The following is a 25,689-nucleotide window of genomic DNA, read 5'->3' on the forward strand; positions in this document are numbered from 1 at the left end:
GGGATAAGGCTCACGAGGAGCGTCGACGGCCGGCGACCGCCCGCATCGGCACGGCGGGGAGCACCTCCATGACGCGCGCCGCCGGAAAAATCGCGATCGCCTCGGTGCCCTCGCGCAATTTGGAATGCAATTCGAACTCGCCGCCGTGCATGGTCAGCAGGCCCTGAACGATGGGTAAGCCGAGGCCGGTGCCTTGTTCGGCGCTCTTGATTGCGATGGAGCCCTGGCCGAAGGCGGACAGCACGATCGGCAGTTCGTCGGGCGGAATCCCTGGTCCATTGTCCTTGACGGAAATGTACTGGCCGCCACCGGCGGTCCAGCCGACGCGAACCCGGATTTCACCGCCGGTGGAGGCGAATTTGACCGCATTCGACAGAAGATTAAGCGTGATCTGGCGCACGGCGCGTTCGTCGGCAAACAGGCGTGGCAGTTCCGGTTCGAATTGCTGGACGATCCGCAGCGCCTTGTGATGCGCCTTGAGTTCCATCAGATGGCAGCATTCCTCGACGATGTGGAGCAAATGCACCGGTTCCTCATGCAGTTGATAGCGGCCGGCTTCGATGCGCGACAGATCGAGGATTTCGTTGATCAGGTCCAGCAGGTGCTGGCCGGAATCATGAACGTCGCGGGCATAGTCACGATAGGTCTGGTTCTGCATCGGCCCCAGCACTTCGTTGGACATGACCTCCGAAAACCCCAGAATCGCGTTGAGGGGCGTGCGCAGCTCATGACTCATCGAAGCAAGGAACCGCGACTTGGCCATGTTTGCTTCCTCCGCGCGTCGGCGCGCTTCGTCCGACATGGATTTCGCCGTCTCGAGTTCGGCGATCAGGCCGTCCTTTTCGGAGCGGAAGGAGAGCAGCATGAGCGAGGAGCGGTTGAGACGGCCGGCCACATAGTCGAAGAACGGCAGGGAAAGCGTAAGCAGGCCGATCATGATCATGTCGGCCGGCGTGCCCAGATAGGCTCCGATGGCCGCATAGACGGCCACGGGCAGGCCGAATGTGACAAGGAGCGCGCCGCGCAGCGATGAGGCGATCAGCGCGGTTGCCGCGATTGCCAGCAGAAGCACCACAGCCTTGATGATCGGAAACGGCTCGATCCGGCAGTCGCCGCATTCGAGCGCGGCGAAATAGGCCCAGCCAAGTCCGCTGATGAAATGACCGATCAGGAAGTTCCGCTTGGCCTGTCCGGGGTCGAGTTTTGCCGCTTCGGTGTTTCCGACACGGCGAGCAATCAGCGCCAGCCCGGCCGAGCACGCCAATGTAAGCAGCGCCCATTTCAGGATGTCGCTGGTCATGCCGAGAGCAAGGCCGGATGCCGCTATTGCCAGCACCAGCAGCGGGATGGCAGGCGCGCTGCTGGTCATTGCCTGGGCATGGATTTTCAGCAGTTCGCGATCGAACGCCACCGCTCCGGGCTGTTGCATGAGCCGGTCGCGCGTCTTGCGCACCGCGCGCGCGACGTCGCTGTTGCGATGCGGTTTCGTGCGGTCCACAATGATCTTGTCCGCGGTATGGGAGCGCATCGACGGCATGGATGTCTTCAACTTGCGCGAGCAATGGGTTCGGCCCCGCAGGTTAGTTGGGAATGATTAAGAGACTGTTTGCCATATGAGTCGAATAGTACGGGGCAGGCGCGGCCGGATGCGCTCGGCCGTTCCGCGCGGTCCGTTTCGCAAGTTCCTCGATTATTGTCTGGCTGCAGCGATCCTCGCTTTGCTCGCGCTGGTGGCGGCACGCCTCGACCGCGTGGAGACGATGCAGGTGGGTGGCAAGCCGGTCATAAATGATGGAGATTCCATCACGCTTGGTGTCGAGCGCATTCGCCTGCGTGGCATAGACGCGCCGGAATACCATCAGATGTGCCAGAAACAGGGAGCCGATTATGCGTGCGGCCGCCGCTCGCGAGAGGCGCTGGCAAGTCTTGTCGCGGGTCGGCCCGTTTCATGTTCTGGCTGGGAGCGTGATCGCTACGGGCGTCTGCTGGCGGTCTGCACCGCAGCGGGCGTCGACCTCAACCGTTCCCAGGTCGAGCGGGGCTGGGCGGTCGCCTATGGTGACTATGAAGATGCCGAAACCCTGGCGCGTCGAAATAGCGCCGGTCTTTGGGCGGGATCCTTCGAACGACCCAAAGATTGGCGGAGAATTCATGGCGGCATGGCCGAGTCGGTGCATGATCTTGGTGGCGCCGTCCTGAACTGGCTGCGAGAAATCCTTCGGTTTTCGTGACGCTGCGCTATAGTCCTGCCGCTGCAATCAAAGGAGCCTGCTCGTGAAACTCTTCGATGGTGGGCGCGCCCCCAATCCTCGCCGCGTGCGTGTATTTCTTGCCGAGAAGGGGATCGAGGTGCCGCTGATACCGGTCGACATGGGCGCCCGGGAACACCGATCAAGCGAGATCGCCACTCGCAACCCGCTGCGCCGCCTGCCGGTGCTTGAACTCGACGACGGCACGGTCATCACCGAGTCGGTGGCGATCTGCCGCTATTTCGAGGAATTGCATCCGCAACCGGCGCTGTTCGGGCGCGGCGCGCTCGGCAAGGCGCTGGTTGAGATGTGGCAGCGGCGCATGGAGCTTAATCTTCTAACCGCTGTGGCGCACGCCTTCCGCCACATCCATCCGGCGATGAAGGAATGGGAGGTGCCGCAGATTCCGGAATGGGGTGAAGCCAACAAGCCGAAGGCGCTCGCTTTCCTGGAGCTTCTCGACGCTGAACTCGCGCACCGCGAATTCGCTGCCGGCGACGAGTTCTCGATCGCCGACATTACCGGCCTGATCGCCATCGATTTCATGAAGCCCGCGCGCATCGGCCTGCCCGAAGAACTGGGCAATGTCGCGCGCTGGTACAAAGCTGTCTCCAGCCGGCCGAGTGCGAACGCCTGACCATGACGATTGAACTTAAGCGGTTGGCGGCGGAAATACGCGCCTGCAACATTTGCCTGGAACATCCGCTTGCTCGGCCGCTGGCGCATCAACCGCGGCCGGTGGTGGTGGTCTCGAAAACCGCGCGCATATTGGTTGCGGGCCAGGCGCCCGGCACCAAGGTTCACGCCAGCGGCATTCCTTTCGACGATGCGTCGGGCGATCGGCTGCGTGACTGGCTCGGTGTGAGTCGCGAGGAATTCTACGATCCGAGAAATTTCGCCATCGTGCCGATGGGCTTCTGCTTTCCTGGCCAGGACCCCAAGGGAGGCGATCTGCCGCCGCGTCGCGAATGCGCTCCCAGATGGCGTGGGCCACTGCTTGAATTGATGCCGCAGATCGACCTGGTGCTGGCGATCGGCCTTTACGCACAGAACTGGCATATGGGTTCAGCGCGGGGCACTTCATTGACGGAGACGGTGATGAACTGGCGCGCCGCCCTTCGCGACACCAATGTCTTGCCGCTGCCTCATCCCTCCTGGCGCAACACTGCCTGGCTGAAAAAGAATCCCTGGTTCGAAACGGAATTGCTACCGGTGCTGAAATCGGAAATCAGCAATCGTATTTCTTGAGTTTCGGACAATCTCGTTCTGGAATATGGTGGAGTTCGGAGAATTCCTTTCTTGTGAACCGGGGTCTTTCGGGTCAAGATTAGGAATAATTTTCCACAGGAGCCAGCATGGACCGCCTCGACCGCAAAATTCTTCGGCTTCTGCAGGAAGACGCAACGCTTGCCGTTGCCGATGTCGCAAAAAAGGTCGGGCTATCGACCACGCCGTGCTGGCGGCGCATTCAGAAGCTGGAGGAAGAGGGTGTCATCCGTCGCCGGGTGGCGATCCTCGATCCGGTGAAGGTCAACACGCGTGTTACGGTCTTCGTGTCGATCCGCACCAATTCGCACAGCCACGAATGGCTGCGCCGCTTCTCCGAGGTCATCCAGGAATTCCCCGAGGTCATCGAGTTCTACCGGATGAGTGGCGATGTCGACTATCTGTTGCGTGTCGTCGTTCCAGATATCGCGGCCTATGATACGTTCTACAAGCGCCTGATCGCCAAGATCGAGATTCGCGCCGTGTCGTCGGCTTTCGCGATGGAGCAGATCAAGTACACGACCGAACTGCCGTTGGATTATATGATCCTCGACAAGGAAAGCGGCTCCAACGCAGCCTAGAGCGTTTACTTTTCCAGCCGCGCGAGCAGCGAGGACGTATCCCAGCGGCTGCCGCCCATGGCCTGAACGTCCTTGTAGAACTGGTCGACAAGGGCGGTGACGGGAAGCTTCGCACCATTGCGGTCGGCTTCCTCAAGGCAGATGCCGAGGTCCTTGCGCATCCAGTCGACGGCGAAGCCGAAGTCGTATTTTCCCGCGTCCATCGTCTTGTGGCGGTTCTCCATCTGCCAGGAGCCGGCGGCGCCCTTGGAGATGACTTCGACGACCTTGTCGATGTCGAGCCCGGCCTTCTTGCCGAAATGGATGCCTTCCGACAGGCCCTGCACGAGGCCGGCAATGCAGATCTGGTTGATCATCTTGGTCAGTTGCCCGGAGCCGGCCGGACCCATCAAGCCGACCATGCGCGCAAAAGCGTCAATCACCGGCCTGGCGCGCTCGAAAGCATCCTGCTTGCCGCCGACCATGACAGTCAGCACGCCGTTTTCGGCACCCGCCTGGCCGCCCGAAACCGGGGCATCGAGGAAATCGAAACCGCCGGCTGCCGCCTCCCGGGCCAGTTCGCGGGCGACCTCGGCCGAGGCCGTTGTGTTGTCGATGAAGATCGCGCCTTTCTTCATGGTGTGAAATGCACCGTCGGCGCCAATGGTGACGCTGCGCAGATCGTCGTCGTTTCCGACGCATGAAAAGACGAAGTCCTTGTCCTTCGCTGCCTCGCGAGGCGTCGCTACGAGGTTGCCGCCATGTTCGGCGACCCATTTTTCGGCCTTGGCAGCGGTGCGGTTGTAGACCGTCACCTCATGGCCGCCCTTGTGCTTCAAATGCGCGGCCATCGGATAGCCCATCACGCCCAGTCCGAGAAACGCCACCGATGCCATCTGATCACCTCCTCAAAGCTTGGACAATGCAAGTGTGACGTCTATGCATCGACTGCATCGGTCAACGCAAGGCGCGAGATAGCGCGCGCGGCAATTCAGCGTTTGAGATGACGCGTAATGCGACGCTCGATCCAGTCGATCGCATGCCGCAGCGTTTCGACTACCGACAGATAGATCAGCGCCGCCCAGATATAGGTCTGGAAATCGAAGGTGCGCGAATAGGCGCGGCGGGTCTCGCCCATCAGATCGTAGACGGTGATGATGGCGACGATTGCCGAGCCTTTGATCATCAGAATGATCTCATTGCCGTAGGGCCTCAGCGCCACGATCAGCGCTTGCGGCAGGATGATCTTGTAGAGCGTCTGCAATTTGCCGAGACCGAGCGAGGTCGCGCCCTCCCATTGGCCCTTCGGTACGCTCTCGATCGCGCCGCGCAGGATTTCGGCCTGGTAAGCGGCCGTGTTCAGCGAGAAGGCGAGAATGGCGCAGTACCACGCCTCGCGAAAAAAGCCCCATAGGCCAATCGCCTCCAGTTGTGGCCGAAAGGAACCCAGCCCGTAGTAGATCAGGAAAGCCTGTGCCAGAAGCGGCGTGCCCCGGAAGAAATAGACATAGGCATAGGCGGGACCGTAGAGCAGCGGGTTCTGCGACATGCGCGCATAGGCGATGGGCACGGAAAGAACGGCTCCGATCAGGCAGGAGATCGCCACCAGTGACAGGGTAACGCCAAGGCCACTGAGATAGAGGGGCGCATATCTGGCAAACAGCGCCGGGTCCCAGGCGCGAATGAGAAACAGGACGATGCCGAGCCCGAACGCTGCCCACAGCGCGAGGAATGCCGTGCCGATGATACGCTCGCGCGGCCAGCCGCGGGGCAGGGGCGGCGGGCGATCGACGGTGTCGGAGGTTTCGGCGGCGCTCATCGGTGCATCTCGGTCTTGCCCACGGCGCGCTCGATGGCGCCGATGCCGATGGAGGAGATGATCGCCAACACAAGGTAGATCAGGCAGGCGAGGCCATAGAAGAGGAACGATTCCTTGGTGACCCTGGCGGCGATGCCGGACTGGCGCAATATATCGGCAAGCCCGATCACCGAAACCAGCGCGGTGTCCTTGAGGAGAATCAGCCACAGATTGGAAAGGCCGGGCAGCGCGATCCGGATGAGTTGCGGCAGCACGACCAGGCGCATGGTCTGGCTCTTCGACAGGCCGATCGAGTAGCCGCCCTCATATTGCCCCTGCGGAATGGCACGGAAGGCCGAGAGAAAGACCTCGCTGGCGTAGGAGGAAAACACCGCGCCGAGCGCCACCATCCCTGCGACGAAGCTGTTGACCTCGACGCTGGCCTCGGGATTGAAGAGCCGCAACACCTGCTGAATGCCGATCTGCACGCCGTAATAGACAAGGAACAGCGTCAGCAGTTCCGGCAGCCCGCGAAATATGGTGGTGTAGATGTCGCCGGCCAATCTTAGCGCCGGCTCTTGCGAGCGCTTCGCCAGCGCCACGATGAAGCCGACAAAGAGCCCGAAGGGCAGGGTTGCGAGCGCCAGCGCAACCGTGACCAGCACGCCGGAAGCAATCTCATCGCCCCAGCCTTGCGGTCCGAAACCAAGGAGCGGATCGTTCATGCCATCAAAGCTCCCGGCTTCTTGCCGTTGCAGGCGCGATCGCGAGCACAGTCATGTCACCCGAGAGGAAACAGCGCGCAAATTTTGAGCGCGCTATGCATCGTGTCTGTTTTCGGCCGTGGCGGGTGCGGAAACTTCTCCGCGCCCGCCACAGCCGATGATTCCGTTACTCTCCGAAAATGTCGAACGGGAAGTACTTCTTGTTTATCTCGGCGTATTTTCCGTTGGCGCGGATTGCCGCGATCGCCGCATTGAGCTTGTCGCGCAGTTCGGTGTCGCCCTTGCGGATGGCGATGCCGATGACATCGTCCTTGCTCACGGCCTCGCCCTTGAATTCGCAGCAAGCACCGTCGTCGCTGTTGATCCATCCGTACTGGACGCCGAAGTCGGCCAGCACCGCGTCGACGCGGCCGTTGCTCAGATCGGCCCAGGCCTCAAGCTGCGACGGATAGGCCTTCATTTCCGCGTCTGGATAGGTCTTTTCCGTGAAGATCGCGGCAATCGTTCCTTCCTGCACACCGATTGTCTTGCCGGATGTGGCCGATGCCTCGAACTCCGAATCCTTGGGCGCCACGAAGACCAGCGAGTTGGTGTAATAGGGATTGGTGAAGTCGACCTGCTTCTGACGTTCCTCGGTGATCGACATGGAGGCGACGATGGCGTCGAACTTGCCGGCCTGCAGCGCCGGAATGATGCCGTCCCAATCCTGCGTCACGAACTCGCAATCGGCCTTCATCTCCTCGCACAGCGCTCTGGCTATATCGATGTCGAAGCCCTCGAGCTTGCCGTCGGAGGTCAGGTTGTTGAAGGGTGGATAGGCGCCTTCCGTGCCGATCTTGAGCTTTGTTTCCTGGGCCTGCGCGGCTCCGATCGCCAGCGCGATCGTCGATGCCGCCAAGGCGAGACGCATTGCAATACGCATGATGTTCCTCTCAGTTGTTGCCCGTCACTGCTTCCGCAGCACTGCCGGGCGCCGGTTACGGCGCTCCTCTGTCCCGGATACTCCCATTCTTTCCGACACAAAAGCAACTGCAAATACACTTGCCGCGAACGACTTTCCTCTGTGCTTGGCGCCAGCCGGAAAAATTTGGACTGCCGGGAAATCTATCTGCGAACATGACGTTACGTCAGACTTTTCTCAGGCCGGTTGCAATCTCTATGAAGTCGGCAATGCCTTCTATGTCGTCCAGTGCGAAAACCGGAAGCGTCTCGGCGACCTGCTCATGGTCGCAGGCGACGGCAACGATATTGGGGTCCTGCGCCGACAGCGGGGAAGTCTGCACGGCGTCGCGTCGCCGCGCTTCGATCTTGGCGTGCCGCTCGCGCTTGTAGCCCTCCACCAGCACGATATCGCAAGGCGAAAGCCGCGCCAGGATGTCGTCCAGCGAAGGCTCGTCCTCGTCGCGCAATTCGTGCATCAGCGCCCAGCGTTTTGCCGACACGATCGCCACTTCGCCGGCGCCAGCGGCGCGATGGCGAAAGCTGTCGGCACCTTCCTTGTCGATGTCGAAGGCATGATGCGCATGCTTGACTGTGGAAACGCTGAAACCGCGTGCGGTCAGCGCCGCCACCAGCCTTTCGGTCAGGGTGGTCTTGCCCGAATTCTTCCAGCCGACGATACCGAAAACCCGGCGCTCAGGCTGCCCTACGCTTGAATTCACCATTCTTCGTTCCCGTCGCGTGTAACGCGCATGACATAAAGTGTGGCCGCCGCGCCCGCCAGTGATGATACCAGCATGACCAATATCAGCGGGTAGGGACCCGAGCCGGGCGTCAGGAGCGCGCCAGCGAGCGCTGCGAGCAGCGCGCCACCACCGACCTGCAGCGCGCCGCCGAGCCCCGAGGCCGATCCTGCCAGATGCATGTTGACGCTGACGATGCCGGCATTCGCGTTGGGCAGGGTCAGACCGTTGCCGACGCCCGTGAAGAAGATCGGGCCAAACAGCGACAGGGCATGATAGTAGCCGAGGAGAAACAGCGCCATCGAGAGCGCCGTGCCGAACACGGAGGCGAAGTTGCCGTAAAGCATCATGCGGTTTGTGCCGAACCGACGCGAAAAACGTCCTGACATGAAGTTGCCCAGCAAATAGCCGAGCGAAATGATGCCGAAATAAAATCCGTATTCAGACGGAGAGAGGTGGAGCGATTCGGTGGCGACGTAAGGGCCGCCGCCCAGGAACGCGAAGAAGGCGCCGGAGGTGAAGGCGGCGGTCAGCGTGTAGCCCCAGAAACGCGGCGAGCCTAGAAGATCGGGATAAGCGCGAAACTGCGCGACGAAACTCTTCGATTTGACGCGGTTGGTTTCGCCGAGATCGAACCACGCCAGCGCAAATGTCAAAGCGCCGGCGGCCAGCATCAGGACGAAGCTCGATTTCCAGCCGTAGAGTTCGTCGAGAAAGCCGCCGATGATGGGTCCGATCATCGGCACCAGGCTCATGCCCATGGTGATGTAGCCGATCTTGCTCGCAGCCTGCGAAGCTTCCACGGTGTCGCGCACCACGGCCCGCGCCAGCACCATGCCAGCTGCCGAAAACGCCTGCAGCAGCCGGCAGCCGAGCAGCACTTCGATAGTCGGTGCGTAGATGGCGGCCACGGTGCCGGCAATGAAAACGGCAAGGCAGGCAAGCATCACCGGCCGGCGGCCGAAGCGATCCGATGCAGGCCCAATGAACAACTGCACCAACCCGGTCGCGGCCAGATAAAGCGAGACGAGAAGTTGCACGACCGCGTAATCCGCTGCGAAATAGCGTGCCATGCCGGGCAGGGACGGCAGGAAGACGTTCATCGAAAGCGAACTGACCGATGTTGCTACCACCAGGGTGAAGAGGTGGGGGGCAGTCGTCCGGTCGAGAAATCTTGTGGCCATGCTTACAGCCCGTCCGGGGTCATCGAAGAGCCGCTGGTTTGCGAGGCGTTGCGGGGGGCGCCGACGACCTGTTCGCGATAAAGGGTGTAGAGGCCGGAGCCGATGACGATCGCCGCGCCGACAATCATGGCCGTATCCGGCACATCGGCGAAAATGACATAGCCGAGCAGGATCGCCCAAAGCAGCGACGTATATCGAAAAGGCGCGATGAAGGAGATTTCGCCCTCACGCATCGACATGATGATGAACTGATAGCCGAACAGCAGAAGAACGGCGGCCGTGGCGAGAATGGCGGTATCTTCCCACCTCATGGGCGTCCAGCCGCCGAGCGGAACAACCAGCGCCAAACCACATAGCGTGACCATCGTGGCAGTGAGGGTAGAAGCGAACATCGAAGGCATTTCGGCAGGCAGCTTTTTCGTTGCAAGATCGCGCACGGCGCTGCAGATCACCGTGCCCAGGGCCATCAGCGCAAAAACATTGAAGCCTTCGAGGCCCGGACGCAGGATGATCACCACGCCTGTGAAGCCGAGGATAATGGCGAGCCAGCGGCGCAGTCCCACACCTTCCCCGAAAACCAGGGCCGCCCCCATGGTGACGGCCAGCGGCAGGGCCTGCAGCACCGCGGAAACGTTCGCCAGCGGCAGGTGTTGCAAGGCGGCGAGAAAGAAGATGGTGCCGCCGGCTTCGCCAAGCGTGCGCAGCAGGACCATTGGATGCATGGCAAGCCTGGGTTTCCTGAGGGCGCCGCGATTCCACGCGAGAAGTGCGATCAGCACCGCGGCGAACAGCCCGCGCACGAACATGACCTGGCCCAAATTCATGCCCTGTCCGGCGAGTTTCACCAATGCGTCGTTGCAGGTGAAACCTGCCATCGACACCACCATGAAGAGGGCGCCACGCTGATTGGAAGAAAGAGCCAAGACGTCCGATTCCGTTGTGCCGCCAAATGCATGTAACATCTGGCGGCGAACCGCAACGGTCCGCGCTCAAGTGAAACCATTGAGCGAAGCGATTTCGCACGAGTTGAAAGCGGTCCGGCGCACGGCGCTCCGGCAAATGTCCGCCGTGGCGGTTCGTCAGCCGCCGGTTACGCTCATGTGCCGCGAAACGGCTGGGCGGTTGGTGCGGCGATCGATGATGAAATCATGGCCTTTGGGTTTGCGGCCGATCGCTTCGTCGATGGCGTTTGAAAGCAGTTCGTTGCCTTCGGAGGCGCGTAGCGGTGCCCGCAGATCGGCCGCGTCTTCCTGGCCGAGGCACATATAGAGCGTGCCGGTGCAGGTCAGCCGCACGCGATTGCAGCTTTCGCAGAAATTATGCGTCATCGGGGTGATGAAGCCGAGACGCCCGCCAGTTTCCCTGACCTCGACATAGCGCGCCGGGCCGCCCGTCTTATAAGGGATGTCGGAAAGCGTGAACTGCCGTTCCAGATTGGCGCGCAGCAGTGACAGCGGCAGGTATTGGTCGGTGCGGTCCTCGTCGATCTCGCCCATCGGCATGGTTTCGATGACGGTCAGGTCCATGCCCCGGCCATGCGCCCAGCGCAGGAGTTCCGGAATTTCAACGTCGTTGAAATCTTTCAGCGCGACCGCGTTGATCTTGATCTTCAGCCCGGCCGCCTGCGCGGCATCAATGCCGGCCAAGACCTTGTCGAGTTCGCCCCAGCGGGTGATGGCACGAAATCTCGCCGGATCGAGCGTATCCAGAGATACGTTGATGCGCTTGACGCCGCATTCGACCAGCTCGCCGGCATAGCGACCAAGTTGCGATCCATTGGTCGTCAGGGTCAATTCCTCCAGCGCCCCGCTTTCGAGGTGGCGTGATATCTGGCGGACGAGATGCATTATGTTCTTGCGCACCAGCGGTTCGCCGCCGGTCAGCCTGAGCTTCTTTACGCCCTTTTCGACGAACACCGTCGTCAGACGGTCGAGTTCTTCCAGCGACAGCAAGTCCTTTTTCGGCAGAAAGGTCATGTTTTCCGCCATGCAGTAGGTGCAGCGGAAATCGCACCGATCCGTGACCGACACGCGCAGATAGCTTATCGTGCGGCCGAATGGATCGATCATGTTCATGGCGAAGCGCCTCCCTTGTTCCGGCTGTCTATGCCCGATCGTTGTATTCGGCAATGTCGTGCGCGCCGAGCAGACAATCAAGGCAACCGAAGTTGTTTCTTGGTAGCATTTTCCCGACCTACCCCGCAATGCGGTCTTGTTGACACAGCTACCGAGCCTTTGCCGCGAGGTCAAAAGGCGCTAGTGGAAGACATTCCAAAGATGGGACGTACGCTATGGCCGCACCTAAGGAACTCAGGGTCTCGAAAGACCGCAAGCTGCTGACAGTCACATTTGCCGGGCATCAGCCCTTCGAGCTGACGGCCGAGTTCCTGCGGGTGGTGTCGCCGTCAGCCGAAGTGCAGGGGCATTCGCCCGAGCAGCGAGTGACGGTGCCTGGCAAGAAAGACGTCGAGATCTCGAAAATCGAGCCGGTGGGCAATTACGCCGTGCGCATCATCTTCGATGACAGGCACGACACCGGTATTTTCAGCTGGGATTATCTGCATGCCCTCGGCCGTGAGAAGGAAGAACGCTGGAATGCCTATCTCACCGATCTCGCGGCCAAGGGCCTGTCGCGCGGGTAGAAATTCGGCTTCGCCCAGCGCTGCTCGTCATTCGGGTTCGGTCTTCATCGCTTCGCAGATGCGCAGCATCACGGCGCCCATACGGTCGCATTCGGCGGGCGTCGACTGCGCCATCACCTTTTCGATCAGGCCGTTATAGACGTGCAGCGCCTCCATCAGCAGTTTTTCGCCTTCGGCAGTCAGGGCAAGCCGCATCACTCGCTTATCCTTGACGTCGTTCTCACGACTTAGAAGGCCGCGCATCTCCAACTGCGGGAGCAGCATGGTGATGTTGGAACGCCCGACGAGCAATTTTCTGGCGAGTTCATGCTGCGACATGCCCGGATGCCGGTGAAGGTTCATCAGCATATCCAATTGCGCAATTTTAAGGTCGAGCGGCTGAAGCGCTCTCGCCAGCGCGGTAACGACGGCCTTTTCGGCTCGCACCAACGCAATCCAGTTGCGAAAACGCGGATTGTTCCAGGGAAGGTCCTGCTTATCGTCCATATCGACTGGTGTGTTCACGATTGAACTGTTTGCGGTTCGCCAATATGGCACCAATCGCCGGGAAGGTCATCCGCAGCGAATTTTGCAGGAGCGAAGTCCGGTGCGTTCTTCGGAGTCAGGCGGGATTGTCCGGCATCTCGACCGGCAGATCGGCCTTTTTCCAGGCTGTTATACCGCCCTGGATATGTTTCACCGGAGCGAGGCCCATATCCTGAGCCGTTTTGGTGGCGAGTGCCGAGCGCCAGCCGCTGGCGCAATAGAATATGAAGGTCTTGCCGGAGGCAAAGATCGGCTTGTGATACGGGCTTTCCGGATCGATCCAGAATTCGAGCATGCCGCGCGGGCAGTGGGTCGCCCCGGGAATTTTGCCTTCACGCTGCAATTCACGCGGGTCACGCAAATCGACAAATACCGTCCCGGCATCTTCAAGCAGGACCGCGGCATCTTGCGGCGAGATCGCCTCGATTTCAGCATTGGCCTGATCGAGCAGGGCTTTGTAACCCAATTTCATGACAAGTCCCCCCTTGTGACTGGCTTGTCTAAGCATCGTTGATCGCATGATCATCCAGTCCGCATCGTCGGTCAGCCATTCTGGCGTTTCGGCAACACTGACAATCTTATGCAACGGTCTATCAGCCGGCACGTGGAAATTCATAGTCCCTTAACCTAATCAGTATGAATCGGATATGGTCGCGTTCAGTGTCCGCTGTCGGGCGGTTTGCTTTCGCGAAGCCATAGGAATCCGGTCGGCTGACCGGGCGGAACGGGAAAAGCATGACATCCTTCGCAAGAAAAGCAGCGGTCATTCCATTGGTTGCCCTTGTCGCGTCTCTGACGGTCGAGCTGCCCCAAGCCGGAGCCCAGGGCTTTTTCGAAGCGCTGTTCGGTGGTGGTGTCAAGCATTCCTCCAAGAACGAATTTCCGCCGGCTCCGAAGAAGGAGAGGAACGTCGCCCGGAAGCAGGTCGCGCCGGCAAAGATCTCCAGCCCCTCCTACTATACCTACAAGGTCGACCCGCTGGTGCGCGTCGACTTCTCAAATCTGCTGGCAGCGCCGCAGCCGGCTTCCTTCGAGCCAACGCTGAACCGGACCGGCTTTTACGAGGGGCTCGGCGGGTTGGAGGAATTCGAGCTTCTGGCGGAGAAGGATGTCGCCAAGGCGATTGCCGAGTATTATGCCGTCAATCCCTCCTACATCTGGATTTCGGGCGCCACGGCCAACGGACGGGCTCGCGAGGCGGTGCGCGTGTTGAGCGAGGCAGGCAGTCACGGCCTGGAAGCGGTTGACTACGCCGTCACAGTGCCGCCGACCGGCTACTCGCTCGAAAATGCGGCGGCACGGCAGCGCGAGCTGATGCGATTCGAAATGGCGCTGTCGGCGCGCGTGCTGCGCTATGTGCATGACGCGCAGAACGGCCGCGTAAATCCGAACCGGCTGTCGGGCTATCATGACCTTCCGCTGAAGAAGCTCGATCTGCCGGGCGTGCTGAAAACCCTGGCGCATACCGGCGAGGTGCGCACCTATCTGGAATCCCGGCATCCGCAAAATCCGGAGTATCAGGCGCTGCGCGTCGAACTGGAGGCGCTGAAGGCCAGTTCGGAAAACGAGATCGTGGTCGACGCCAAACTCCTGCTTAAGCCAGGCGAGACAAGCCAGGAACTGCCGAAACTGCTGCAGCTTATCGCGCGCGACCTCGACGACGAACTCGGCGGCGAGTACGGCGAGATGCTCGCCCGGCTTGGTACCAGCGAGCTTTATGGCGAGGAACTGGTTCCGATCATCAAGGCCGTTCAGGCGAAGGCTGGATTGAAGCCCGACGGCGTGATCGGGCCACGCACGGTGGCCGAGCTTGCCGGCACATCCAAGGCCGATCGGCTCGCAAAGGTGGCTTTCGCGCTTGAACAGATACGCTGGCTTCCGTCCGATCTCGGCAGCCCTCGCGTGTTCATCAATCAGCCGGCCTTCAGCGCAACCTATATAGAGGGCCAGACTGAAAAGCTGAAAACGCGCGTGGTCATAGGTAGAACGACGAACCAGACCAGCTTCTTCTACGACGAAATCGAGCAGGTCGACTACAATCCCTATTGGGGCGTGCCGCAGTCGATCATCGTCAACGAGATGCTGCCTCGGCTGCGCAACGACCCCGGTTATCTCGACCGCTCGGGCTATGAGGTCACTGATTCGAAGGGCCGCCGCATCCCTTCCTCGTCGATCAACTGGGGGCAGTACGGGGCCAAGGTTCCCTACAGCATCCGCCAGACGCCGAGCGAAGCCAATGCGCTTGGCGAACTGAAGATACTGTTCCCCAACAAGCATGCGATCTACATGCACGACACGCCGCAAAAGGCGCTATTCGATCGCGATACGAGAGCCTTCAGCCATGGTTGCGTTCGCTTGAAGGACCCTCGAGGCATGGCCGCCGCGGTGCTCGGCACCAGCGTCGAGCATATCGCGCAGAAGCTTAAGCAGGGGCACTCCACCGAACGTGTGAAGCGCAAGATCCCGGTCTATGTCGCCTATTTCACCGCCTGGCCGAACATGGATGGCAAGGTCGAGTATTTCGGCGACGTGTACGATCGCGATGCACGGCTGCAAGTGGCGCTGGAGAAAACCGAGGCGCTTCGAGCACCTGGCAGCTAAACGCTGACGGCCTGTCCATCGGCCTCCGAGATGATTTGCGACCTAGGGTCTCGCCTTCGGCTCAGCCTATTGCGCCTATAAGGGCGTATTTCTTCTCGACATATTCGTCGATGCCGTGATGCGAGCCTTCCCGTGAATTGCCGCTTTCCTTGATGCCGCCAAAAGGGGCTAGCTCGGTGGAGATCGCTCCCGAATTGACGCCGACCATGCCGTATTCCAGGCGTTCGGTCACGCGGAACACCCGGGCGACATCCTGGGTGAAGAAATAGGCCGCCAGCCCGAATTGAGTGTCGTTGGCCCTGGCGATCACCTCGTCTTCGTTGTCGAAACGGAAGACCGCAGCCAGCGGGCCAAAGGTCTCCTCCTGCGCAAGCTCCATTTCTTCGTTCGCGTCGGCAAGGACCGTCGGCTGGAAGAAGGTGCGGCCAAGTGCGTGGCGGCGGCCACCGGCGACGAGCCGGCCTCTCCGTTGAAGCGCGTCGGCAATGTGGCGTTCCACCTTGCTGACCGCCGCCTCATTGATCAGCGGCCCCTGCGATACGCCCTCATCGCTGCCGTTGCCGACCTTCAGCCGTTCAACGGCAGCGGCAAGCTTTTCGACAAAGGCTTCATAGATGTCGGCATGGGCATAGAAGCGGTTGGTGCAGACGCAAGTCTGGCCCATGTTGCGGAACTTGGAGACCATCGCGCCTTCGACCGCGGCGTCGAGATCGGCATCGGCAAAGACGATGAAGGGAGCGTTGCCGCCGAGCTCCAGCGCGACCTTCTTCACGGTGCCGGCGCATTGGCGCATCAGCAGCTTGCCGACCTCGGTCGAGCCGGTGAAGCTGACGACACGAACCGCCGGATGCGACGTAAGCACGGAGCCGATCGCCACGGCATCGCCGGTAACGACATTGACGACGCCGGCCGGAAAACCGGCGCGCTGCGCCAGTTCCGCAAGCGCAAGTGCGGTGAGCGGCGTGTCGGGTGCGGGTTTGACCACGACGGTGCAGCCGGCGGCAAGCGCTGGCGCGATCTTGCGTGTGATCATAGCCGCCGGAAAGTTCCAGGGGGTGATCGCCGCGACGACGCCGACTGGTTGGCGCATGACGAGAATCCTGGCATCGGTTCGATGGCTGGGCAGGATTTCGCCGGCAATGCGCTTGGCTTCCTCGGCGTAGAATTCGACATAGGCGGCGGCATAGTCGATCTCGCCAAGCGCTTCGGCAAGCGGTTTGCCCTGCTCGGTAGTCAGGATGCGCGCCAGGTCCCGGCGATGCTCGGTGATCAGATCGAACCAGCGCCGCAGAATGGCGCTTCGTTCCTTGGCGGCGCGCTCCGCCCATGCGGGGAAGGCGCGTTTGGCCGCTTCGACCGCGCGGGTGGCTTCCTCCGCGCCGAAGCGAGGCACGTTCGCGATGATCTTGCCGTCCGCGGGATTCTCGACCGGGTCGGCAGGCGTACCGACGAATTCACCATCGACCAGGCACAAATGCTGGAGCAAGGCCGGGTCGGCCAGCGGCAGGGGAGTTGGTTGCATCGGTTTTCCGCGATCTCGTCAGGCGGGGAACAGGAAGGCGGCGGCCGGATCGAAGAACACCTGCCGGCCGGACATCGCCTCTCGGCCCCCCGCGAGATCGGATGTCGGCCTGATGTCGAGTTCCTGGCCGGCGGCGGTGCGCGCGACGACGCGCCGCCGTTCGCCGAAGAATGCAGCGTCGACGAACTCGACGGCAAGGCTGGCGCTCGCCTCGCCTGGGCTCAAGCGAAATGCCTCCGGCCGCACCATCAGCCGAGCCTTCTGGCCCCGGCCGAGCTGCTGGTTTGCCTTCACGCCGGAGACGATCGAACCATCGGCGAGCCGGATCGTCGCCGAGCCGTTCGCTGTTTCGAGACATTCGGCCGGCAGGAAGTTCGAATTGCCGATGAAGCCAGCGACGAATTCGCTGTTCGGGCGCAAGTAGAGATCTTCGCCGGTGCCTGTCTGCTCGATGCGGCCTTCATTGAACAGCGCGATTCGATCCGACAGATGCAGCGCTTCCTCCTGATCGTGCGTGACATAGAGGATGGTGACGCCCGTTTCGCGGTGAATGCGCCGGATTTCGGCCTGAATCTCTTCCCGCAGCTTCTTGTCGAGAGCCGAGAGCGGCTCGTCCATCAGCAGGATCGGCGGATCGTAGGCAAGCGCGCGGGCAAGGGCCACACGCTGCTGCTGGCCGCCGGACAAGGCGCCGGGCCGCCGGTCGGCGAAGTTGTCGAGCCGCACCAGCGACAGCATGTCGGCGACCTTGCGCTTCACCTCGGCATCCGGGCGGCGGCGCACCCGCAACGGAAACGCTACGTTCTCGGCGACTGTCAGATGCGGGAACAACGTATAACGCTGGAACACCATGCCGATATTGCGCTTGTGCGAAGGCACCGAAAGCATGGACTTGCCTTCCAGCAGCACGTCGCCGGAAGTCGGGTCCTGAAAGCCGGCTATCGCATAGAGCGTGGTCGACTTGCCCGAACCCGAGGGGCCGAGAAAGGTCAGGAACTCGCCTTTCGGAACATCGAGCGTGACGTCATGGACGGCGACCACCTGGCCGAACGTCTTGCGCACATGGCGGATGGAAAGGAAGGGCTGGGTCATTTTGCGAACCTCCGGCGCAAAAACGCCGTTACGATCATCAGAAGCACGGTCAGAAGGACGAGCAGGCTGGATGCGGCGGCGATCACCGGGCTCAGATCCTGGCGCAGGCTGCCCCAGATCTTCACCGGCAAGGTCTGGAGGGTAGGGCTGGCCATGAAGATCGCCACCACGACCTCGTCCCACGAGGCGAGAAAGGCAAAGATCGCCGCAGAGAAGATGCCGATGCGGATCGAGGGCAGGGTGATCCTGAGCTTGGCCTCCAGCGGGCTTGCCCCGCAGACGATCGCCGCATCCTCGATGGATTTGTCGAAACCCTCCAGGGCCGTGGCGATCGGGATGATGGCGAACGGCAATGCCAGAACGGTGTGGGCGATGACGAAGCCGATCGTCGTGCCGCCGAGCCCAAGCCGCAGGAAGAACGCATAGATGGCGATGGCAAACACCACCACCGGCAGCACCATCGGCGTCAGCAGCAGGCCGCGCAGGGTCTCGCGCCCGCGAAACCGGCCCCTGACCAGCGCAAAGGAAGCAAGCAGCCCGATAACCACTGCAAGCACCGCCGTCAGGGCGGCGATGCGGGCGCTGGTGGCGGCCGCCGCGAACCAGGAGGGATCGGCAAAGAGCTCCTTATACCATTTCAGCGTCCAGCCCGGCGGGGGAAAGGCCAGCCAGCGCGAGGAACCGAAGGACAGGAGCACGATGAAGATCACCGGCAGCAGAAGGAAGGCGGCGACCAGCCCGGTTATGCCGAGCAGGACGACGCGCAGCCAGCCCATGCGATCATAGTCGAGCAGCATCTCAGACGCCTCCCGCCAGCCGTTTGGCGCCGACGATGCGCAACTGCACGGCATACAGGGCCATGGTGAAGACGAGCAGGACGAAGGCGGCAGCGCTCCCGAGGCCCCAGTTGAGGAGCGACTGGATCATCTGCGCGATCATTTCGGCAAGCATCATGTTGGCGGTGCCGCCAAGCAGCGCCGGCGTGACGAAATAGCCGAGCGACATGACGAAGACCATCAGGCCTCCGGCGGCGATGCCGGGAAGCGAAAGAGGCAGCAGGATGCGGCGGAACGCTGCAAAAGGGCTCGCGCCACAAAGGGCAGCGGCGCGCAGCGTCATCGGATCGATCGCGCGCAATGTGCCGACCAGCGGCAGGATCATGAAGGGCAGCATGATGTAGACCATGCCGATGGTGACGCCGGTCAGATTGTTGATGAGAGGGAGCGGCTCGTCGATGATGCCGAGGCTCATCAGTGTCCGGTTGATGACACCGGTGCGCTGCAGCAGCACCATCCACGCATAGGTGCGTGTCAGCAGATTCGTCCACATCGACAGGATGATGACGCCAAAGACGATGGAGCCAAGCGCCGGCGGCATGATGGCCAGCATCCAGGCGACGGGGAACGCGACCACGATCGTGACGGCTGTCACCACGGAGGCGACGAGGAACGTATTGAAGAACACCCGCATATAGGTGCTGTCGCCAAACAGCGCGGCATAGTTCTCAAGTCCAGGCGTCGGCTCGGTAACACTGCGTAGCAGCAGTCCGACGACCGGCACGATAAAGAAAAAGGCGACGAGGATGACCGCCGGCAGCGCGCCGGCAGCGTCGGTCGGCAGGCGCAGCACTGAAGACCCTTGACGCGACTTGCCCGACATGACGGCTGTTCCGGTTGAGGGATCCGGACGCGCAAACGCGTCCGGACGGCTCGAATTGAGGGCGGCGCTATTTGGCCTGCCAGGCATACCAACGCTCCGCAATCATATCACGGTTCTCGGCCCAATAGTTCATGTCGAGGTTGATCTGGCCTTCGACATAGGCGTCCGGCAGCGACTTGACGACGTCCTCCGGCATCTCCGCCTTGGCTGCCGTGTTGGTCGGTGCATAGCCGCTGGCCTCGGCAAAGGACGCCTGGCCTTTCGGGCTCGTTGCCGTAGCCAGGAACTTCATTGCGGCATCCTTGTTCTTCGCGCCCTTCGGAACGACGAGAACGTCGGCGGCCGTCATGTTCTGGTTCCATGATACGCCGACATCGGCGCCTTCCTGCTGAAGGGCGAAAATACGCCCGTTCCAGAGTTGGCCGAAAGTGGCTTCACCCGAAGCGATCAGTTGCTGCGACTGCGCGCCGCCGCTCCACCAGACGATTTCCGACTTGATGGTATCGAGCTTCTTGAAGGCACGGTCGAGATCGAGCGGATAGAGCTTGTCGGCAGGCACGCCGTCCGCCAGCAGCGCGATCTCGATGACGCCCGGTGCCGACCATTTGTAGAAGGTGCGCTTGCCGGGAAACTTCGCCAGATCGAACATGTCGGCCCAACCGGACGGCTCGTCGGAAACAGCGCCATTGTTCCAGGCAAGCACGAAGGAATAATAGAAGCTGCCGACAGCGTGGTCAGTGGTGAAGCGCGGATCAAGGTCGGCCTTCGGCACGACGTTGAAGTCGATCGGCTCCAGCAGACCCTCCTTGGCCGCCTTTATGGCGAAGTCCATCTCGACGTCGACGACGTCCCAGGCGACGCTGCCGCTTTCGACCATGGCCTTCAGCTTGCCGTAGTCGGTCGGACCGTCCTGCAGCACCTTGATGCCAGTTTCGGCTTCGAAGGGTTCCGCCCAGGATTTCGTCTGGGCTTCCTGGGTCGTTCCACCCCAGCTGGTGAACACCATTTCCGCCGCGCTGGCGCTGCTTGCCAAAAGCAAGCTCGCGACCAGGCTTACTATCATGCGTTTCATGCGTTTTTTCTCCTCCTGAATGATCTTTGCCCGCCAATGGTGGCGAGCCTCGACCCGTTAAGTTTCACCGCATTACGAACGGATCCGGGATCGGCTCGTCGGATGTGCGAATCCAGACCGATTTCGAGCGGGTGTAGTCGCGAATGGCGTCGAGCCCGCCTTCGCGGCCAAGTCCGGAGAGGCCGTAGCCGCCGAATGGCACCAGCGGCGAAACCGCCCGGTAGGTGTTTATCCAGACGACGCCGGCATGGATGCTGCGGCCCATGCGATGTGCCCTGCCGAGATTGGTCGTGAAGACGCCCGACGCCAGGCCAAACTCTGTGTCGTTGGCGAGAGCCAGGGCTTGCGCCTCGTTGTCGAAGGCAAGCACGCTCAGCACCGGCCCGAACAGTTCCTCGCGCACGCAGGGCAGGGCGGCGTCGCCAGCCTCGATGATCGTCGGCGTATAGTAGTAGCCTTTGGCCTCTTGCTGTGGTCGCTTGCCCCCGGTGACCAGGCGCCCGCCCTGGTCCAGGCTTTCGGCGACGATTTTCTCGATCCACTCCCGCTGCTTCAGGGTCGCGAGCGGACCCATCTCGGTCGAAGGGTCCTGCGGGTCGCCGATGCGGATCGCTTCGGCCTTCTGCTTCAGGCGGGCGAGAAAATCTCCCTTCACCGAACGCTCAACCAGCAACCGGGAGCCGGCAACGCAGCTCTGGCCGGTCGCTGCGAAAATGCCGGCGACGACGGCGTTCGCGGCACTGTCGAGGTCGGCGTCGGCAAACACCACGACCGGGCTCTTGCCGCCGAGCTCAAGCGTCGTGTAGGCGAGGTTTTCCGCCGTGTTCTTGACGATGTTGCGCGCCGTCGACGGGCCGCCGGTGAAGGCAACGCGCGAAACCAGCGGATGGCTGGTCAGGCGGCGGCCGCAATCGTGGCCGAAGCCGGTCAGGATGTTCACGGTTCCGGCCGGGAATCCGGCTTCCTCAACCAGTTCGGCGAAGGCCAGCAGCGGGGCTGGCCCGTCTTCGGAGGCTTTCAGCACCACCGTGCACCCGGCCGCGAGCGCCGGGCCGAGCTTGACGGCCGACAGGAAGAGCTGCGAATTCCACGGAACGATGGCCGCGACGACGCCGATCGGCTCGCGCCGGATGGTGACATCCATGTCGGCCTTGTCGATCGGCACGTGCACGCCTTCATGCTTGTCGGCAAGGCCGCCATAGTAGCGATAGTAGTCGCCGACATAGGCGATCTGCGCGCGCGTTTCGCGAATGATCTTGCCGGTGTCGCGCGTTTCGAGCTCGGCCAGCCGGTCGGCATTGGCCACGACAAGATCGCCGAGCCGCACCAGCAGCTTGCCCCTGGCGGTCGCCGTCATCGAGGCCCAGGGCGCCGATGTCAGAGCCCGGTGCGCGGCTTCGACGGCGCGGTCTACGTCGGCTTCGGATGCCGCCGGCATCTTCGCCCAGGGCGCGCCGGTGGATGGATCGATGCTGTCGAAGGTCGCGGACGGTTCGTCGAAGCGGCCATCTATGTAGTTCCTGAACGCGCTTGTCATTGCGATCTCGCTTGCTGTCATTGAAAGGCCGGCATCACCTTGTCGATGAAGAGCTGCAGCGACTTCTTCTTGCGTTCATGCGAAATGCCGCTGTCGATCCAGATCGAATATTGGTCGTAGCCGAGCGCTTCATAGGCCTTGAGCCGGGCAATCACTTCGGCCGGTTCGCCGATCACCAGATTCTCGCGGATCTTGGTCGGCGCATATTGCGGCATCGCGGCAATTTCTTCTTCCGTCAGCGGTTCCAGAATGCCCTGATGCACCGGCTTCTTGTTCTGGAACCAGGCGCCGAACTGGCAATAAAACAACGACAAGTCGTTGGTCAGCCGTTCGGCTTCGGCCGCATCCTCGGCGACGAAAGTATGCATCAACAGCATGATTTCCGGGCGCTTGATCTCCGGATGAGCCTTACAGGCGGCGTTGAAGCGCTCCATGAGGCTTGTCACCTCGCCATCACCGGATGCAAGCGGCGTTACCTGGACATTGCAGCCGTTTGAGACGGCGAACTCATGTGAACTTGGGTCGCGCGCGGCGACCCAGATGGGCGGATGGGGTTGCTGCAGCGGCTTCGGCGAGGAGGTGCTCGGCGGAAACGACCAGAACTCACCCGACAGCTCGAAATCGCCCTCCCACAGGCCGCGGATCGCCGGGATCATCTCGCGCATGCGTTGGCCGGCACCCCAGGCATCGAGGCCCGGAAACAACCGCTCATACTCATAGCTGTAGGCGCCGCGCGCGATGCCGATATCCAGTCGTCCGCCGGTGATGACGTCGGTCATCGCCGCCTCGCCGGCAAGCTTTATCGGATGCCAGAAGGGCGCAACGACGGTGCCGGTGCCAAGCCGGATGTGCGTTGTCCTGGCGCCGAGATAGGCGATGTTGATGAACGGGTTGGGCGAGATGGTGAATTCCATCCCGTGATGCTCGCCGATCCAGGCGGTTTCAAACCCTGCCTTTTCGGCCAGCAGGACAAGCTCTTCGAGTTCCTTGACCAGCTCGACATGCGGCTTGGACAAGTCGGAGCGTTCCATATGTACGAAAAGCGAAAATTTCATTCTATTCACCCGGACTGGGAGATGTTGCTGGTGGTGGAGGCGGCTTTGGCGAGCGGACGAACCTCGCCGGTAAGCTCGCTGCCGACATAGACGCCGAACGCATCTTCCGTACGTTCGCGGACATAGCGGGCAAGCATCGAACGTACAGCCGGATCGGCGATTTTCAGAGTGGCGATCTGGTCGATATCGACCAGCCGCGCCTGGCGGTCGCTCGAACAGGGCGATGCCAATGTTCCGCGATAATAGACGTGCGTTCGCGCCGGCTTTGCCGCATCGTCCCAGACAGCAAACAGAAATCCAAGATCGGCATCGATGGCCTTGGCGGCGAACAGTCCCTTGAGGCTTGCAGGTTCTTCGGCCGCGCCGAGGCCGCGGCCGACCGGCAGTTCATGCACGCCATTCTCCCTTTCGAAGAACAGCACGCGGCCGTCTTCCTCCAGAATGGCTCCGACCTCCATGTTGGGCGGGGAGGCTGCGAGCGCCTCCTGACTGAGGCCGGGATTGACATAGCCGCCGCGCCAATAGCCGAGCGGCTGGGCGCCGCTGTGGGAAAAGTGGAGGACGCGGCCGATGAGAATCGAGTGATCGCCTGCGTCGATCAACTGGTCGAGATCGCAGTCGAATATGGCCAGAGAACCGTCGATCGCCGGACTTCCGGTCAGCCCCGGGCGCCATGCCACCGATGCGAATTTGTCGGGGGCTTTCGAGGCGAAAACCCCCGAGGCATCCTTCTGGTTTTCGCTCAGTATGTTGATCGCAAAGCTCTTGGAGGCGGAAAAGACCGGGTGGCCGAATGCCTTCTTGGCGATGCACACGAGAACCAGCGGCGGGTCGAGCGAGACCGAGGTGAAGGAGTTCGCGGTGAAACCGCGCGGCTCGCCATCGGGTCCGATGGTGGTGACGATGGTGACGCCAGTCAGGAAGGAGCCGAGAGCCTGCCTGAATTCAGCCGGATCGAAGACGGAAGCCAATTCCGTCCCCCTCGGCGAGGTCCCGCCGTCGCTCTCCAGAAAGGCGGTGATGTGCCGTGTTACTTTTTCGGGCGAGGCGATGGTCATCATGTGCCGCTCACCCTCGAGCACGATGCATTGCCCCTGCGGCGCCAGATGCGCCATCGCCGCCGACATCGCCGGCGAGGAATTCCTGTCCTCCGATCCGGTCATGAACAAAGCGGGCATGGAAAGTTGCGACAGGCTGTCGGCATGTGCTTCGTCGGCGCGCGCGAAAAGCCGATAGGTGCGCGCGTAACCCTGTGGGTCGACGCTTTCCAGCGCCGCCCGCGCAGTCGTGGCGGCGCCAGCAAGTCCGGCGGGCACGGGATCCCCGAACCAACGTGAAATCGTCGCGGCCACGGCAGACGGATCGTCATGACTGTTCATGGCCGCGGCTCGTTCGCGTACTGCCTTGGCCAGGGCTGGCGGCCGGCGGAACACAGCATTGAGGGATATGACCCGCCGCACCCGCTGAGGGGCGCGCAGGGCCATTTCCAGCGCGACGAGGGCGCCCATCGAGTGGCCGACGACCGAGGCGCTGGCCAGGCCGAGATGATCGAGCAGGGCGATCGCCTGTTCCGCATAATTTGCCAGGCCGGCATCTTCCGGTGGCAGCGGCGATTCACCGTGACCGAGCATGTCGATGGCGATCACGTCGTAGCGGTTTTTCAGCAGATCGATCTGTGGTTCCCAGATCGTGGCATTCATGCCGACGCCGTGGATCAGCAGCAGCGGCTCGCCGACTCCGGCGCGAATATAGCCGGTGCCCTCGGGCGTCTTGCCGCGAATGCGCGCCGGTATGGCGAAGCGTTCAGCCATGGAGATCGCCGAGCTTCTTGAGATCCTGATAGCGATCGCCGATGCGATGATGCGGCCGTCCGCCGACCGACGCGCCAAGCGCAACCACCAGTTCGTCCGGCGCCGGCGCGTCGCCGATCTGGAAATGCACGGTGAGATAGTGCGAGCGACGGCCCTCGTCGTTCTTGTCCATCAGCGGGATCATGATTGGCGTGTTCGGCCCCCCACGCAGATTGGTGAAGGCAAGATACGTCTTGGCGCCCACCGCACGACGGTAGTGGTTGCCGAAATGCAGCGTATGGATCAGCGCCGACGCATGCTCGATTTCACCCGCCGTGCCGCAAATGGCGGCCTTGCCGTAGCCTTCGATCGCCTCGCCGGATCCCGCAATGGCGATGATCTCGCGGGTCAGCGTCTCACCCAAAACCGGCGCGTAGGCGAGGATTTCCGGGGACAGATCTTCGGTGAAGCCCTGTCCAGCCCAGGGATTGTCAAGAACGGCCGCGACGCCGATCAGCCGCAAGGGGCGCGGAGCTTCCTTGCCACCCTCGATCAGCGTGGTTTCGGAGTAGGTTACGATCTTGCGAATGGCGGGTGTCATGAAATCCTCGGTCGGTTGGACGGTCGGCGAGTGTTGCATTCCATCTTATGGTATACCATACTACGAGGAGCCAAGTTCCTTGTCAATGGACTGTCGAATCTGTTTTCGTGCCAAGGCAAAAGGAGTTCTG

General features: G+C 61.8%; 26 protein-coding genes. 6 read left to right on the forward strand and 20 right to left on the reverse strand.

The features are described 5' to 3' along the window. Window positions 1-10 precede the first annotated feature (10 nt). Window positions 11-1,537, reverse strand: a complete 1,527-nt coding sequence (locus ACLKMW_RS02070; protein ID WP_415722707.1) for a sensor histidine kinase — start codon at window positions 1,535-1,537, stop codon at window positions 11-13. A gap of 109 nt (window positions 1,538-1,646) precedes the next feature. Between ACLKMW_RS02070 and ACLKMW_RS02075 the strand changes: the two genes are divergently transcribed. From ACLKMW_RS02075 to ACLKMW_RS02090, 4 genes are all read left to right on the forward strand, one after another. Beyond that, entirely contained in the window at window positions 1,647-2,231 is a 585-nt protein-coding gene (locus ACLKMW_RS02075) for a thermonuclease family protein (protein WP_415722708.1), read from the forward strand. Window positions 2,232-2,274: 43 nt separating this feature from the next. Further along, window positions 2,275-2,886 (forward strand): glutathione S-transferase, encoded by a 612-nt coding sequence (locus ACLKMW_RS02080; protein ID WP_415722709.1) that lies wholly within the window; start codon window positions 2,275-2,277, stop codon window positions 2,884-2,886. 2 nt (window positions 2,887-2,888) lie between these two features. After that, window positions 2,889-3,497 (forward strand): uracil-DNA glycosylase family protein, encoded by a 609-nt coding sequence (locus tag ACLKMW_RS02085; RefSeq protein ID WP_415722710.1) that lies wholly within the window; start codon window positions 2,889-2,891, stop codon window positions 3,495-3,497. A gap of 107 nt (window positions 3,498-3,604) precedes the next feature. Continuing rightward, the gene (locus tag ACLKMW_RS02090; protein ID WP_415722711.1) at window positions 3,605-4,096 is read left to right on the forward strand and encodes an Lrp/AsnC family transcriptional regulator; all 492 of its coding nucleotides are present in this window, start codon (window positions 3,605-3,607) and stop codon (window positions 4,094-4,096) included. Window positions 4,097-4,101: 5 nt separating this feature from the next. Here the strand turns inward: ACLKMW_RS02090 and ACLKMW_RS02095 are convergent, their stop codons facing one another. From ACLKMW_RS02095 to moaA, 8 genes are all read right to left on the reverse strand, one after another. Further along, complete coding sequence (locus ACLKMW_RS02095) at window positions 4,102-4,971, reverse strand: NAD(P)-dependent oxidoreductase (protein WP_415722712.1); 870 nt, start codon at window positions 4,969-4,971, stop codon at window positions 4,102-4,104. Window positions 4,972-5,066: 95 nt separating this feature from the next. Continuing rightward, window positions 5,067-5,894, reverse strand: coding sequence for an ABC transporter permease (locus ACLKMW_RS02100; protein WP_415722713.1), 828 nt, complete (start codon window positions 5,892-5,894; stop codon window positions 5,067-5,069). Then, window positions 5,891-6,598: an ABC transporter permease gene (locus tag ACLKMW_RS02105; protein ID WP_415722714.1), complete on the reverse strand. Its 708-nt coding sequence runs from the start codon at window positions 6,596-6,598 to the stop codon at window positions 5,891-5,893. The genes ACLKMW_RS02100 and ACLKMW_RS02105 overlap by 4 nt, the downstream gene beginning before the upstream one ends. Before the next feature lie 166 nt (window positions 6,599-6,764). Continuing rightward, complete coding sequence (locus ACLKMW_RS02110; protein ID WP_415722715.1) at window positions 6,765-7,520, reverse strand: transporter substrate-binding domain-containing protein; 756 nt, start codon at window positions 7,518-7,520, stop codon at window positions 6,765-6,767. Window positions 7,521-7,725: 205 nt separating this feature from the next. Beyond that, window positions 7,726-8,262: a molybdopterin-guanine dinucleotide biosynthesis protein B gene (gene mobB, locus ACLKMW_RS02115; RefSeq protein ID WP_415722716.1), complete on the reverse strand. Its 537-nt coding sequence runs from the start codon at window positions 8,260-8,262 to the stop codon at window positions 7,726-7,728. Continuing rightward, window positions 8,256-9,464 carry a multidrug effflux MFS transporter gene (locus tag ACLKMW_RS02120; protein ID WP_415722717.1) on the reverse strand — a complete coding sequence of 403 codons (1,209 nt, stop codon included), beginning with the start codon at window positions 9,462-9,464 and terminating at the stop codon, window positions 8,256-8,258. The genes mobB and ACLKMW_RS02120 overlap by 7 nt, the downstream gene beginning before the upstream one ends. 2 nt (window positions 9,465-9,466) lie before the next feature. Then, window positions 9,467-10,387, reverse strand: coding sequence for a DMT family transporter (locus tag ACLKMW_RS02125; RefSeq protein ID WP_415722718.1), 921 nt, complete (start codon window positions 10,385-10,387; stop codon window positions 9,467-9,469). Between the two features lie 156 nt (window positions 10,388-10,543). Further along, window positions 10,544-11,539 (reverse strand): GTP 3',8-cyclase MoaA, encoded by a 996-nt coding sequence (gene moaA, locus ACLKMW_RS02130; protein ID WP_415722719.1) that lies wholly within the window; start codon window positions 11,537-11,539, stop codon window positions 10,544-10,546. Window positions 11,540-11,754: 215 nt separating this feature from the next. Here moaA and ACLKMW_RS02135 point away from each other — a divergent pair, with 215 nt between their 5' ends. Then, the gene (locus ACLKMW_RS02135) at window positions 11,755-12,105 is read left to right on the forward strand and encodes a gamma-butyrobetaine hydroxylase family protein (RefSeq protein WP_415722720.1); all 351 of its coding nucleotides are present in this window, start codon (window positions 11,755-11,757) and stop codon (window positions 12,103-12,105) included. A gap of 27 nt (window positions 12,106-12,132) precedes the next feature. Here ACLKMW_RS02135 and ACLKMW_RS02140 read toward each other — a convergent pair whose 3' ends face one another. Both ACLKMW_RS02140 and ACLKMW_RS02145 read right to left on the reverse strand, forming a co-directional pair. Beyond that, entirely contained in the window at window positions 12,133-12,591 is a 459-nt protein-coding gene (locus ACLKMW_RS02140; protein ID WP_415722753.1) for a MarR family winged helix-turn-helix transcriptional regulator, read from the reverse strand. Between the two features lie 115 nt (window positions 12,592-12,706). Then, window positions 12,707-13,102, reverse strand: a complete 396-nt coding sequence (locus ACLKMW_RS02145) for a rhodanese-like domain-containing protein (protein WP_415722721.1) — start codon at window positions 13,100-13,102, stop codon at window positions 12,707-12,709. A gap of 263 nt (window positions 13,103-13,365) precedes the next feature. Here ACLKMW_RS02145 and ACLKMW_RS02150 point away from each other — a divergent pair, with 263 nt between their 5' ends. Continuing rightward, entirely contained in the window at window positions 13,366-15,231 is a 1,866-nt protein-coding gene (locus ACLKMW_RS02150) for a L,D-transpeptidase family protein (RefSeq protein WP_415722722.1), read from the forward strand. 61 nt (window positions 15,232-15,292) lie between these two features. Here the strand turns inward: ACLKMW_RS02150 and ACLKMW_RS02155 are convergent, their stop codons facing one another. The 9 genes from ACLKMW_RS02155 to ACLKMW_RS02195 all read right to left on the reverse strand — a co-directional run bounded on the left by ACLKMW_RS02155 (window position 15,293) and on the right by ACLKMW_RS02195 (window position 25,559). After that, window positions 15,293-16,753, reverse strand: coding sequence for an NAD-dependent succinate-semialdehyde dehydrogenase (locus tag ACLKMW_RS02155; RefSeq protein WP_415722723.1), 1,461 nt, complete (start codon window positions 16,751-16,753; stop codon window positions 15,293-15,295). Between the two features lie 18 nt (window positions 16,754-16,771). Continuing rightward, entirely contained in the window at window positions 16,772-17,845 is a 1,074-nt protein-coding gene (locus ACLKMW_RS02160; protein ID WP_415722724.1) for an ABC transporter ATP-binding protein, read from the reverse strand. Then, window positions 17,842-18,642 carry an ABC transporter permease gene (locus ACLKMW_RS02165; protein ID WP_415722725.1) on the reverse strand — a complete coding sequence of 267 codons (801 nt, stop codon included), beginning with the start codon at window positions 18,640-18,642 and terminating at the stop codon, window positions 17,842-17,844. The genes ACLKMW_RS02160 and ACLKMW_RS02165 overlap by 4 nt, the downstream gene beginning before the upstream one ends. 1 nt (window position 18,643) lies before the next feature. Then, window positions 18,644-19,504, reverse strand: coding sequence for an ABC transporter permease (locus ACLKMW_RS02170; protein WP_415722726.1), 861 nt, complete (start codon window positions 19,502-19,504; stop codon window positions 18,644-18,646). 67 nt (window positions 19,505-19,571) lie between these two features. Then, the gene (locus ACLKMW_RS02175; protein ID WP_415722727.1) at window positions 19,572-20,576 is read right to left on the reverse strand and encodes an ABC transporter substrate-binding protein; all 1,005 of its coding nucleotides are present in this window, start codon (window positions 20,574-20,576) and stop codon (window positions 19,572-19,574) included. Window positions 20,577-20,640: 64 nt separating this feature from the next. Beyond that, window positions 20,641-22,113, reverse strand: coding sequence for an aldehyde dehydrogenase (locus ACLKMW_RS02180; RefSeq protein ID WP_415722728.1), 1,473 nt, complete (start codon window positions 22,111-22,113; stop codon window positions 20,641-20,643). Window positions 22,114-22,130: 17 nt separating this feature from the next. Further along, complete coding sequence (locus ACLKMW_RS02185; protein ID WP_415722729.1) at window positions 22,131-23,168, reverse strand: LLM class flavin-dependent oxidoreductase; 1,038 nt, start codon at window positions 23,166-23,168, stop codon at window positions 22,131-22,133. A 5-nt stretch (window positions 23,169-23,173) separates the two neighbouring features. Beyond that, a complete protein-coding gene (locus ACLKMW_RS02190) occupies window positions 23,174-24,979 on the reverse strand; it encodes an alpha/beta fold hydrolase (protein ID WP_415722730.1) in 1,806 nt (601 codons plus the stop codon). Further along, entirely contained in the window at window positions 24,972-25,559 is a 588-nt protein-coding gene (locus ACLKMW_RS02195; protein ID WP_415722731.1) for an amino acid synthesis family protein, read from the reverse strand. The genes ACLKMW_RS02190 and ACLKMW_RS02195 overlap by 8 nt, the downstream gene beginning before the upstream one ends. Window positions 25,560-25,689: the final 130 nt, after the last annotated feature.

The sequence above is a fragment of the Borborobacter xinjiangensis genome, assembly GCF_047739745.1.
Taxonomy (GTDB): Bacteria; Pseudomonadota; Alphaproteobacteria; order Rhizobiales; family Rhizobiaceae; genus Pseudaminobacter.

What these genes read in the sequence shown, in the direction of transcription:
- ACLKMW_RS02095 (WP_415722712.1), bottom strand. Translation starts at nt 4,971, where the DNA reads ATGGCATCGGTGGCGTTTCTCGGACTGGGCGTGATGGGCTATCCGATG.
- ACLKMW_RS02070 (WP_415722707.1), bottom strand. Translation starts at nt 1,537, where the DNA reads ATGCCGTCGATGCGCTCCCATACCGCGGACAAGATCATTGTGGACCGC.
- ACLKMW_RS02190 (WP_415722730.1), bottom strand. Translation starts at nt 24,979, where the DNA reads ATGGCTGAACGCTTCGCCATACCGGCGCGCATTCGCGGCAAGACGCCC.
- ACLKMW_RS02085 (WP_415722710.1), top strand. Translation starts at nt 2,889, where the DNA reads ATGACGATTGAACTTAAGCGGTTGGCGGCGGAAATACGCGCCTGCAAC.
- ACLKMW_RS02170 (WP_415722726.1), bottom strand. Translation starts at nt 19,504, where the DNA reads ATGTCGGGCAAGTCGCGTCAAGGGTCTTCAGTGCTGCGCCTGCCGACC.
- ACLKMW_RS02150 (WP_415722722.1), top strand. Translation starts at nt 13,366, where the DNA reads ATGACATCCTTCGCAAGAAAAGCAGCGGTCATTCCATTGGTTGCCCTT.
- mobB (WP_415722716.1), bottom strand. Translation starts at nt 8,262, where the DNA reads ATGGTGAATTCAAGCGTAGGGCAGCCTGAGCGCCGGGTTTTCGGTATC.
- ACLKMW_RS02145 (WP_415722721.1), bottom strand. Translation starts at nt 13,102, where the DNA reads ATGAAATTGGGTTACAAAGCCCTGCTCGATCAGGCCAATGCTGAAATC.
- ACLKMW_RS02140 (WP_415722753.1), bottom strand. Translation starts at nt 12,591, where the DNA reads ATGGACGATAAGCAGGACCTTCCCTGGAACAATCCGCGTTTTCGCAAC.
- ACLKMW_RS02165 (WP_415722725.1), bottom strand. Translation starts at nt 18,642, where the DNA reads ATGCTGCTCGACTATGATCGCATGGGCTGGCTGCGCGTCGTCCTGCTC.
- ACLKMW_RS02135 (WP_415722720.1), top strand. Translation starts at nt 11,755, where the DNA reads ATGGCCGCACCTAAGGAACTCAGGGTCTCGAAAGACCGCAAGCTGCTG.
- moaA (WP_415722719.1), bottom strand. Translation starts at nt 11,539, where the DNA reads ATGAACATGATCGATCCATTCGGCCGCACGATAAGCTATCTGCGCGTG.
- ACLKMW_RS02155 (WP_415722723.1), bottom strand. Translation starts at nt 16,753, where the DNA reads ATGCAACCAACTCCCCTGCCGCTGGCCGACCCGGCCTTGCTCCAGCAT.
- ACLKMW_RS02120 (WP_415722717.1), bottom strand. Translation starts at nt 9,464, where the DNA reads ATGGCCACAAGATTTCTCGACCGGACGACTGCCCCCCACCTCTTCACC.
- ACLKMW_RS02110 (WP_415722715.1), bottom strand. Translation starts at nt 7,520, where the DNA reads ATGCGTATTGCAATGCGTCTCGCCTTGGCGGCATCGACGATCGCGCTG.
- ACLKMW_RS02100 (WP_415722713.1), bottom strand. Translation starts at nt 5,894, where the DNA reads ATGAGCGCCGCCGAAACCTCCGACACCGTCGATCGCCCGCCGCCCCTG.
- ACLKMW_RS02075 (WP_415722708.1), top strand. Translation starts at nt 1,647, where the DNA reads ATGCGCTCGGCCGTTCCGCGCGGTCCGTTTCGCAAGTTCCTCGATTAT.
- ACLKMW_RS02180 (WP_415722728.1), bottom strand. Translation starts at nt 22,113, where the DNA reads ATGACAAGCGCGTTCAGGAACTACATAGATGGCCGCTTCGACGAACCG.
- ACLKMW_RS02185 (WP_415722729.1), bottom strand. Translation starts at nt 23,168, where the DNA reads ATGAAATTTTCGCTTTTCGTACATATGGAACGCTCCGACTTGTCCAAG.
- ACLKMW_RS02175 (WP_415722727.1), bottom strand. Translation starts at nt 20,576, where the DNA reads ATGAAACGCATGATAGTAAGCCTGGTCGCGAGCTTGCTTTTGGCAAGC.
- ACLKMW_RS02160 (WP_415722724.1), bottom strand. Translation starts at nt 17,845, where the DNA reads ATGACCCAGCCCTTCCTTTCCATCCGCCATGTGCGCAAGACGTTCGGC.
- ACLKMW_RS02195 (WP_415722731.1), bottom strand. Translation starts at nt 25,559, where the DNA reads ATGACACCCGCCATTCGCAAGATCGTAACCTACTCCGAAACCACGCTG.
- ACLKMW_RS02105 (WP_415722714.1), bottom strand. Translation starts at nt 6,598, where the DNA reads ATGAACGATCCGCTCCTTGGTTTCGGACCGCAAGGCTGGGGCGATGAG.
- ACLKMW_RS02090 (WP_415722711.1), top strand. Translation starts at nt 3,605, where the DNA reads ATGGACCGCCTCGACCGCAAAATTCTTCGGCTTCTGCAGGAAGACGCA.